Origin of the sequence: Cypionkella sp. (assembly GCF_036782355.1) — a bacterium.
Classification (GTDB): domain Bacteria; phylum Pseudomonadota; class Alphaproteobacteria; order Rhodobacterales; family Rhodobacteraceae; genus Cypionkella.
Window position 1 is genome coordinate 93,563 of record NZ_DAIPZF010000006.1, and the last position, 9,159, is coordinate 102,721.

Annotated in this window: 11 protein-coding genes; all 11 read left to right on the top strand. The window is 58.8% G+C overall.

The genetic code is table 11. The annotated features are described in order from the left end of the window. The first annotated feature begins 1 nt into the window (after position 1). Positions 2-610 carry an NADH-quinone oxidoreductase subunit C gene (locus V7Q10_RS03915; protein WP_333867737.1) on the top strand — a complete coding sequence of 203 codons (609 nt, stop codon included), beginning with the start codon at positions 2-4 and terminating at the stop codon, positions 608-610. Next, the gene (locus V7Q10_RS03920) at positions 607-1,845 is read left to right on the top strand and encodes an NADH-quinone oxidoreductase subunit D (RefSeq protein WP_333867738.1); all 1,239 of its coding nucleotides are present in this window, start codon (positions 607-609) and stop codon (positions 1,843-1,845) included. The genes V7Q10_RS03915 and V7Q10_RS03920 overlap by 4 nt, the downstream gene beginning before the upstream one ends. After that, positions 1,845-2,930 carry an NADH-quinone oxidoreductase subunit NuoE gene (gene nuoE, locus V7Q10_RS03925; RefSeq protein ID WP_333867739.1) on the top strand — a complete coding sequence of 362 codons (1,086 nt, stop codon included), beginning with the start codon at positions 1,845-1,847 and terminating at the stop codon, positions 2,928-2,930. Before V7Q10_RS03920 ends, nuoE begins: the two co-directional genes overlap by 1 nt. Before the next feature lie 7 nt (positions 2,931-2,937). Next, complete coding sequence (locus V7Q10_RS03930; RefSeq protein WP_333867740.1) at positions 2,938-3,183, top strand: hypothetical protein; 246 nt, start codon at positions 2,938-2,940, stop codon at positions 3,181-3,183. Positions 3,184-3,189: 6 nt separating this feature from the next. Beyond that, positions 3,190-3,408: a DUF5337 domain-containing protein gene (locus V7Q10_RS03935; protein WP_333867741.1), complete on the top strand. Its 219-nt coding sequence runs from the start codon at positions 3,190-3,192 to the stop codon at positions 3,406-3,408. Between the two features lie 12 nt (positions 3,409-3,420). Then, the gene (nuoF, locus tag V7Q10_RS03940) at positions 3,421-4,716 is read left to right on the top strand and encodes an NADH-quinone oxidoreductase subunit NuoF (protein WP_333867742.1); all 1,296 of its coding nucleotides are present in this window, start codon (positions 3,421-3,423) and stop codon (positions 4,714-4,716) included. A gap of 11 nt (positions 4,717-4,727) precedes the next feature. Then, positions 4,728-5,174, top strand: coding sequence for a DUF5333 domain-containing protein (locus V7Q10_RS03945; RefSeq protein ID WP_333867743.1), 447 nt, complete (start codon positions 4,728-4,730; stop codon positions 5,172-5,174). Positions 5,175-5,351: 177 nt separating this feature from the next. After that, positions 5,352-7,373 carry an NADH-quinone oxidoreductase subunit NuoG gene (gene nuoG, locus V7Q10_RS03950; protein WP_333867744.1) on the top strand — a complete coding sequence of 674 codons (2,022 nt, stop codon included), beginning with the start codon at positions 5,352-5,354 and terminating at the stop codon, positions 7,371-7,373. A gap of 1 nt (position 7,374) precedes the next feature. Next, complete coding sequence (locus V7Q10_RS03955; protein ID WP_333867745.1) at positions 7,375-7,776, top strand: hypothetical protein; 402 nt, start codon at positions 7,375-7,377, stop codon at positions 7,774-7,776. A gap of 15 nt (positions 7,777-7,791) precedes the next feature. Then, positions 7,792-8,829, top strand: a complete 1,038-nt coding sequence (nuoH, locus tag V7Q10_RS03960) for an NADH-quinone oxidoreductase subunit NuoH (RefSeq protein WP_333867746.1) — start codon at positions 7,792-7,794, stop codon at positions 8,827-8,829. Positions 8,830-8,831: 2 nt separating this feature from the next. Continuing rightward, on the top strand, positions 8,832-9,159 hold a 328-nt coding region (nuoI, locus tag V7Q10_RS03965), incomplete at its 3' end, for an NADH-quinone oxidoreductase subunit NuoI (RefSeq protein WP_333867747.1).

The following is a 9,159-nucleotide window of genomic DNA, read 5'->3' on the forward strand; positions in this document are numbered from 1 at the left end:
TATGTCAGACGCTTTGAACAGCCTTTCGGCCCATATCACCGCAGCACAGCCCAAAGCGGTCTTGTCCAGCGACGTAGCCTTTGGCGAGCTGACCCTGACCGTGGCCTTGGAAGAGGTTGTCGGTCTGATCGCGTTTTTGACCACGGATCCGGCCTGCAAGTTTTCCTCGCTGGTCGATATCACCGCGGTCGACTACCCCGAGCGGGTGGCGCGCTTTGATGTGGTTTACCATTTCTTGTCGATGTACACCAACGCCCGCATCCGCCTGAAGGTGGCTGTCAGCGAAGACGAGATGGTGCCTTCGATCCATACCATTCATCCTTCGGCGAATTGGTTTGAACGTGAAGTCTTTGATATGTTTGGTATTCTGTTCTCGGGCCATCCAGACCTGCGGCGTTTGCTGACCGATTACGGCTTCCGTGGTCACCCACTGCGCAAGGATTTCCCGACCACCGGCTACACCGAAGTGCGCTATGACGAGGTGCAAAAGCGCGTCGTCTACGAACCTGTCAGCTTGGTGCAAGAATACCGCCAGTTCGATTTCCTGTCTCCTTGGGAATCGGCGCAATACATTCTTCCCGGTGACGAGAAGAAAGCGGAGGCTAAATGATGGACGGCGATATCATCCGCAACAGCTATGACGACGGCAGCCAAGATCTGCTGACCGGCGAGCAGCGCATCCGCAATTTCAACATCAACTTTGGCCCGCAGCACCCTGCGGCGCATGGCGTGTTGCGGCTTGTGCTGGAACTGGACGGCGAGATTGTCGAGCGTTGCGATCCCCATATCGGGCTTTTGCACCGTGGCACTGAAAAGCTGATGGAAAGCCGCACCTATCTGCAAAACCTGCCCTATTTCGACCGTCTCGACTATGTCGCGCCGATGAATCAGGAACATGCTTGGTGCTTGGCGATTGAACGGCTGACCGGCACCGTGGTGCCGCGTCGCGCCTCGCTGATCCGCGTGCTGTTTTCCGAAATTGGCCGGATTTTGAACCATTTGTTGAACACCACCACCCAAGCCATGGATGTGGGCGCGCTGACGCCGCCGCTCTGGGGCTTTGAAGAGCGTGAAAAGCTGATGGTGTTTTACGAGCGCGCCTCGGGCGCACGTTTGCACGCGGCCTATTTCCGCCCCGGTGGCGTGCATCAGGATCTGACCGACAGCCTGATCGACGATATCGAGGCTTGGACCTATACCTTCCCCAAGGTGCTGGACGATCTGCACGGGCTGTTGACCGAAAACCGCATCTTCAAGATGCGCAATGCCGATATTGGTGTGGTCAGCGAAGACGACATCCAGAAATACGGCTTCTCGGGCGTGATGGTGCGCGGCTCGGGTCTGGCTTGGGATCTGCGTCGCAGCCAGCCCTATGAATGCTATGACGAGTTCGATTTCCAGATTCCCGTCGGCAAGAACGGCGATTGCTATGACCGCTATCTGTGCCGGATGGAGGAGATGACCCAGTCGATCCACATCATCCGCCAAGCGATCACCAAGCTGCGCGCCGAACCAGGTGCGGTTTTGGCCCGCGGCAAGATCACGCCGCCAAGCCGGTCGGATATGAAGACCTCGATGGAGGCTTTGATCCACCACTTTAAACTTTACACCGAAGGCTTCCACGTGCCCGCAGGTGAGGTTTACGCGGCGGTCGAGGCACCAAAGGGTGAATTTGGCGTCTATCTAAAGTCGGATGGGTCGAACAAACCCTACCGCGCCAAGATCCGCGCGCCGGGCTTTTTGCACCTGCAAGCCATGGATTATATCTGCAAGGGCCACCAGCTGGCCGACGTATCCGCAATCATCGGCACGATGGATATCGTGTTCGGGGAGGTCGACCGCTAATGCTTCGCCGTCTGCACAAAGAACAGCCTGCTTCCTTTGCCTTCACCCCTGCCAATGAGGCTTGGGCTGCGGGGCAAATCTCGAAATATCCAGAGGGGCGTCAGGCTTCTGCGATCATTCCGCTTTTGTGGCGGGCGCAAGAGCAAGAGGGTTGGCTGACCCGTCCGGCGATTGAACATATCGCCGACAAGCTGGGCATGGCCTATATTCGCGCGCTGGAAGTGGCGACGTTTTACTTTATGTTTCAGCTTCAGCCCGTGGGCTCGATCGCGCATGTGCAGATTTGCGGCACGACGTCTTGCATGATTTGCGGCGCAGAAGAGCTGATCGCGGTTTGCAAGGAATTGATTGCAAACGCGCCGCATCAGCTATCGGCAGATGGCAAGTTTTCTTGGGAAGAGGTCGAATGTATGGGCGCTTGCGCCAATGCACCGATGGCCCAGATCGGCAAAGACTATTACGAAGACCTGACGGCCGACAAATTGCGCGTGCTGATTTCGCGGTTCTCGAACGGCGAAGTGCCTGTCGCAGGGCCGCAAAACGGGCGCTATGCCGCCGAGCCTTTGTCGGGGCTGACCTCGCTGCACGAGTATGAAAAGGGCCGCAAGCCCTATAATGCTTCGGTGCAAAATGCGGTGGATATTGGCGATACCGTCAAGCGCATCGACGGCACCGAAGTGCCTTTGACCACGCCTTGGCTGGCCACGGCAGCGGTTGCTAAACCTGCGGCTGCGAAAGCTGCTGCACAAAAGCCTGCGGCGGCCGCGCCCAAGGCGGAAGTTGCGCCGACAGAGGCCGCAGGCACCAAACCGCAGGGCCTAAGTGCTGCGCGCGGCGGTCAAGCCGATGATCTGAAAAAGATCGAAGGCATCGGCCCGGCGCTTGAAAAGCTGTGCAACGAGATGGGCGTGTTCCACTTTGACCAGATCGCCGCTTGGGGCGAGGCTGAAATTGCCTGGATGGACAGCAATCTGAAAGGCTTCCGTGGCCGTGTCACCCGTGACAAATGGGTGGCCCAAGCCAAGCTGATCGGCGAGATCGGCATGGAAGCGTTTTTGATCCGCGCCAAAACCAACGATTACTGAGGGTATGATGGACCATTCACACGATCATGCAGAGGTTGACGGCCCTTGGGCTGGCGGCTGGGCGGTGGCGCTTGCGGCGGGTCTGATCGCGGGCTTGCTGGCGCGCAGCTTTGGCGATGTGGGCCTGACAGCGGCGCTGATCGTGGCGGCGGTGGTGTTTGGCGTCTTCGGCGTCTTGCTGGGCGCGGGCGGCATTGAACGCACGGTGACGGCAGATCACGGCGCGGGCCATGACGGCCATGGGCATCACTGAGGCAAAATGACAAAGCCCGATCCACAGACAAGCGCGTCTCGCAAACCAAGGCTGGTGGCCTTGGTGATTGCGGGCACGATGCTGCTGTGGCTTGGGGGCCAGCGGATTGGCGGAGAGTTGGGCTTGCCGCCCAAATACACTCTGCTGATTGATCTGGCAGCGATGGCTGGGTTCATTTGGGCCATGGTCGTGACGTATCAAATCTGGCGCGCAAGCCGGGCATAGGAAGGGGCACATATGCTTCAGGATCAGGACCGCATCTTTACCAACCTTTACGGGATGCACGACCGTTCATTGGCCGGCGCCAAAAAGCGCGGCCATTGGAATGGCACGGCCGAGATCATTCAACGTGGCCGCGATAAGATCATCGACCAGATGAAGGCATCGGGTCTGCGCGGTCGCGGCGGGGCGGGCTTTCCGACCGGCTTGAAGTGGTCGTTCATGCCCAAGCAATCGGATGGGCGTCCGGCCTATCTGGTGATCAATGCCGACGAATCCGAACCCGGCACCTGCAAAGACCGCGAGATCATGCGCCACGATCCGCACACCCTGATCGAAGGCGCGCTGATCGCCAGTTTCGCGATGAACGCCAATACCTGCTATATCTACATTCGCGGCGAATATATCCGCGAGCGCGAGGCGCTGCAGGCGGCGATTGACGAATGCTATGACGCGGGGCTTTTGGGCAAGAATGCTGCGAAATCCGGCTGGGATTTCGACTGCTATCTGCACCACGGCGCAGGCGCTTATATCTGCGGCGAAGAAACCGCCCTTTTGGAGAGCCTTGAGGGCAAAAAGGGCATGCCGCGGATGAAGCCGCCGTTCCCAGCCGGTGCGGGGCTTTATGGTTGCCCGACAACGGTGAACAACGTTGAATCCATCGCTGTGGTGCCAACAATTCTGCGCCGTGGGCCGGAATGGTTTGCAGGCTTTGGCCGCCCGAACAATGCGGGCACTAAGCTCTTTGGCATCTCGGGCCATGTCAACAACCCTTGCGTTGTTGAAGAGGCGATGTCGATTTCCTTGCGCGAATTGCTGGATGTGCATTGCGGCGGCGTGCGCGGCGGCTGGAAGAACATCAAGGCGGTTATTCCCGGCGGCTCTTCGGTGCCGATGCTGAATGCCGCCCAATGCGACGAAGCGATCATGGATTTCGACTGGCTGCGCGAACAGCGCTCGGGTCTGGGCACGGCTGCGGTGATCGTGATGGATCAATCCACCGATGTGATCAAAGCGATCTGGCGGCTGTCGAAGTTCTACAAGCACGAATCCTGTGGCCAATGCACGCCCTGCCGCGAAGGCACCGGCTGGATGATGCGGGTGATGGACCGTTTGGTGCGCGGCGAAGCCGAGGTCGAGGAAATCGACATGCTGCTGTCGGTGACCAAGCAGGTCGAAGGCCATACCATCTGCGCGCTTGGCGATGCGGCGGCTTGGCCGATCCAAGGGCTTGTGCGGCATTTCCGCGAGGAAATCGAAGACCGCATCAAGGCCAAGAAAACCGGCCGTATGGGCGCGATGGCGGCGGAATAGGGAACAACATTGTGACTTTGGTTGGTATGCAAAAGCTGTCTGGTCTTGCGGGTCTGCGCGGGCTGCTGCTTGGTGCCTTGGCCACGGTCAGCTTTGCTTGGCCTTTGGCCGCGCGCACGCCGCTGGCCGAAAACGCCCATATCACCGAGTCTTTGGTGGCGGGGCGGGTTGGCGATATGATCCGCCAAAGCTGCCCATCTATTACCGCCAAGCTATTGACCGCCTATAGCAAGCTGAAAGCGCTGGAAAGTTTCGCGCGCGATCAGGGCTATACCGAGGCCGAGGTCAAGGTTTTCCTGAAAGATCCGACCGAGAAGGCGCGGATCAAAGCTTTGTCTGACAGCTATCTGCAAGCGGCGGGCGTGGTTGCGGGCGACAGCGAAAGCTTTTGCCGCGCGGGCCGGGACGAGATTGCAAAGGGCACTTTGGCCGGCAGTTTGATAAGGTCTTGGAAATGAGTGCGGGTGTAAGAACAGCGGGTGCTTTCGGGACAATGACGGCCGCTTATGCATTTGAATGGCTTGCACATATGCGGGCAAACAGCGATACGGGCCCTGCCTTTGGCGGGTCTTCCTTGAACGAAGCGCAGGCGTGGATTTTCCAACCGTGCTCACCTATGGCAGCGGAGTAAGCTGATGTCGAACCTCAAGAAAATCAGCATCGACGGGATCGAAGTTGAAGTAGATGGCGCGATGACAATCATTCAGGCGGCAGAAGTCGCAGGGGTGGCCATTCCGCGGTTTTGCTATCACGAGCGTCTGACGATTGCGGGCAACTGCCGGATGTGTCTGGTTGAAGTGCAGGGCGGCCCCCCCAAGCCTGCGGCAAGCTGCGCGATGCAGGTCAAAGATCTGCGCCCCGGCCCGAATGGCGAAACCCCTGTGGTCAAAACCAATTCGCCGATGGTGAAAAAAGCCCGCGAGGGCGTGATGGAATTTCTGCTGATCAACCACCCGCTGGATTGCCCGATCTGCGATCAGGGCGGCGAATGCGATCTGCAAGACCAAGCCATGGCCTTTGGCGTTGATTTCAGCCGCTACCGCGAGCCAAAGCGCGCCTCGGAAGATCTGGATCTTGGCCCGCTGGTCGAAACCAAGATGACGCGCTGCATCTCTTGCACCCGTTGCGTGCGCTTTACCTCGGAAGTGGCCGGCATCACCCAGATGGGCCAAACCGGGCGCGGCGAAGATGCCGAGATCACCTCTTATCTGAATGCCACGCTCGACAGCAATTTGCAGGGCAATATCATTGACCTTTGCCCCGTGGGCGCGCTCACCTCAAAGCCCTATGCCTTCACCGCGCGGCCTTGGGAATTGACCAAGACCGAAAGCATCGACGTGATGGATGCGCTGGGGTCGAACATCCGCATTGACACCAAGGGCCGCGAAGTGATGCGGATTTTGCCGCGCAACCATGATGGCGTCAACGAAGAGTGGATCTCGGACAAGACACGTTTTGTCTGGGACGGCTTGCGTCGCCAACGTCTGGACACGCCCTATATCCGCGAGAATGGCAAGCTGCGCAAAGCCGGCTGGAACGAGGCGCTGAGCTTTGCCGCCGCCGCCATCAAGGGCAAAAAGATCGCTGGTCTTGTTGGCGATCTGGTCTCGGTTGAGGCGGCTTATTCGTTGAAAACCTTGATCGAATCGCTGGGTGGTCAGGTGGAATGCCGCACCGATGGCGCGCGTCTGCCGATTGGCAATCGTTCGGCCTATGTCGGCACCGCAAAGATCGAAGATATTGACGGCGCGCAGAACATCCTGCTGATCGGCACCAATCCGCGGCTGGAAGCCCCCGTGTTGAATGCCCGCATTCGCAAGGCTTGGACCTTGGGCGCGCATATCGGTCTGCTGGGCGAAGCGGTGGATCTGACCTACCCCTTTGCGCATCTTGGCTCTGACCGCGCGGCCTTGGCTGCGCTTGCCGCAGCACCTGTCTCGGAAGAAACCAAGGCGAAAGCCTCGATTGTGATCGTGGGGCAGGGCGCTTTGAACGAGGCGGATGGCGAGGCGGTTCTGGCCCATGCCATGGCGCTTTGCGAGGCATCGAACGCCAAGCTGTTGATTCTGCACACCGCAGCTGCGCGGGTTGGCGCGATGGATGTGGGCGCTGTCACCGAAGGCGGGCTGGCGGTTGCGACCGAGGGCGCAGAGGTGATCTATAACCTTGGCGCAGATGAGGTCGAAATCGCGGCGGGTCCGTTTGTGATCTATCAGGGCAGCCACGGCGATCGCGGTGCGATGCGCGCCGATGTGATCTTCCCTGCCGCCGCCTATCCAGAAGAAAACGCGCTTTTCGTCAATACCGAAGGCCGCCCGCAGCTTGCGATGCGCGCGGGCTTTGCGCCAGGCGAGGCCAAGGAAAACTGGGCGATCTTGCGGGCGTTTTCGGCAGAAGTCGGCCAGACTTTGGCGTGGGACAGCCTTGCGGTGCTGCGTCGTGCGATTGTGGCCGCGCATCCGCATCTGGGTGCCATTGACACGGTCGCCGAAAATGCTTGGACGCCGCTTGCGGCCAAAGCCATGGGCAAGGCCAGCTTCCGCAATGCTTTCAAGGGGTTCTATCTGACCAACCCCATCGCACGCGCTTCTGTGGTGATGGGCGATATGGCGGCGATGGAAGCCGATCGTGCCAAGCAAACCTTGGCAGCCGAATAAGATGTGCCGGCTTTGCACCCTTGTCGCAGGCGTTACACTGGCTTCTGGCCTGTTGTTTGCCTGTGCGCAGGGGCCAAAGTCGGAGACTGCCTTTGCCCCGACCTATATGGGGATCGAGACGATGCTGCTGGACGGTGATCTGGTGGATTTTCGGGTAGAAATGAAGGGCGCGCGCGGCACGGCAGATGTTGATGCCTATGCCGCTTGTGCTGCCGCGCAATACGCGCTGATCCGAGGCTTTGGATTTGCGCGCCATGTGCGGACGAATGTTGCGAATGCGGGTGGAGTTTGGCGTGGGGATGCGGTTTACACCATCTCGGCGGCGCTGCCTCGTGGATTGAAAACGATAGATGCCGAGGTAACTGTGCGCGATTGCGGTGCGCAGGGGATACCAACGGTTTAAAGGACGTGAGGGATCATGGCTGACTTTTTGCAAACTGGTTTGGGGATCGCGGTGCTTATCGCGGCTCAGAGCCTTCTGATTGTTGCCTTTGTGATGATCAGCCTGCTGTTCCTTGTGTACGGCGATCGAAAGATCTGGGCCGCGGTGCAGATGCGCAAGGGGCCGAACGTGGTGGGGCCCTTTGGTCTGCTGCAATCGGTGGCCGATGCGCTGAAATATGTGGTCAAGGAAATCGTCGTGCCTGCGGGCGCGGATCGTCCAGTGTTTTTCCTCGCCCCCATCATCAGCTTTGTGCTGGCGATCTTGGCTTGGGCGGTGATCCCCTTTGATCAGGGCTGGGTTCTGGCCGATATCAACGTGGCGATCCTGTTTGTTTTTGCGGCCTCGTCGCTTGAGGTTTACGGCGTGATCATGGGCGGTTGGGCGTCAAACTCGAAATACCCCTTCCTTGGCTCGCTGCGCTCGGCGGCACAGATGATTTCTTACGAAGTCTCCTTGGGCCTGATCATCATCGGCATCATCATCTCGACCGGCTCGATGAGTTTTTCGTCGATTGTCGAGGCGCAGAAGGGCTCTTATGGCCTGCTGAACTGGTACTGGATCCCGCACTTCCCGATGGTTTTCCTGTTCTTTATCAGCGCCTTGGCTGAAACCAACCGTCCACCCTTCGATTTGCCAGAGGCCGAGTCCGAACTGGTGGCCGGTTTCATGGTGGAATATTCCTCGACGCCTTATCTGTTGTTCATGGCCGGCGAATATATCGCGATCTTCTTGATGTGCGCGCTGATCTCGCTGTTGTTCTTTGGCGGTTGGCTCTCGCCTATCCCGGGGCTTGCCGATGGCTGGTGGTGGATGGTCGCCAAGATGTGGGTGTTCTTCTTTATGTTCGCCATGGTGAAGGCCATCGTGCCGCGCTATCGCTATGACCAATTGATGCGGATCGGCTGGAAAGTGTTCTTGCCGCTGTCGCTGGGCTGGGTGGTGATTGTGGCGTTCCTTGCAAAATTTGAAGTATTCGGCGGCTTTTGGGCGCGCTGGATGATCGGAGGCTGATCATGGCAAATATCGACTGGACCCGGGCGACCAAATACTTCTTGCTGATGGATTTCTTCAAAGGCTTTGGCCTTGGCTTTAAGTATTTCTTCGCGCCGAAAAGCACGCTGAACTACCCGCATGAAAAGGGGCCGCTTTCCCCGCGTTTTCGCGGCGAACACGCGCTGCGCCGCTATGCCAATGGCGAAGAGCGTTGCATTGCCTGCAAGCTGTGCGAAGCGGTTTGTCCGGCGCAGGCGATCACGATTGACGCAGAGCCCCGCGACGACGGCTCGCGCCGCACCACGCGCTATGACATCGACATGACCAAATGCATCTACTGCGGTTTCT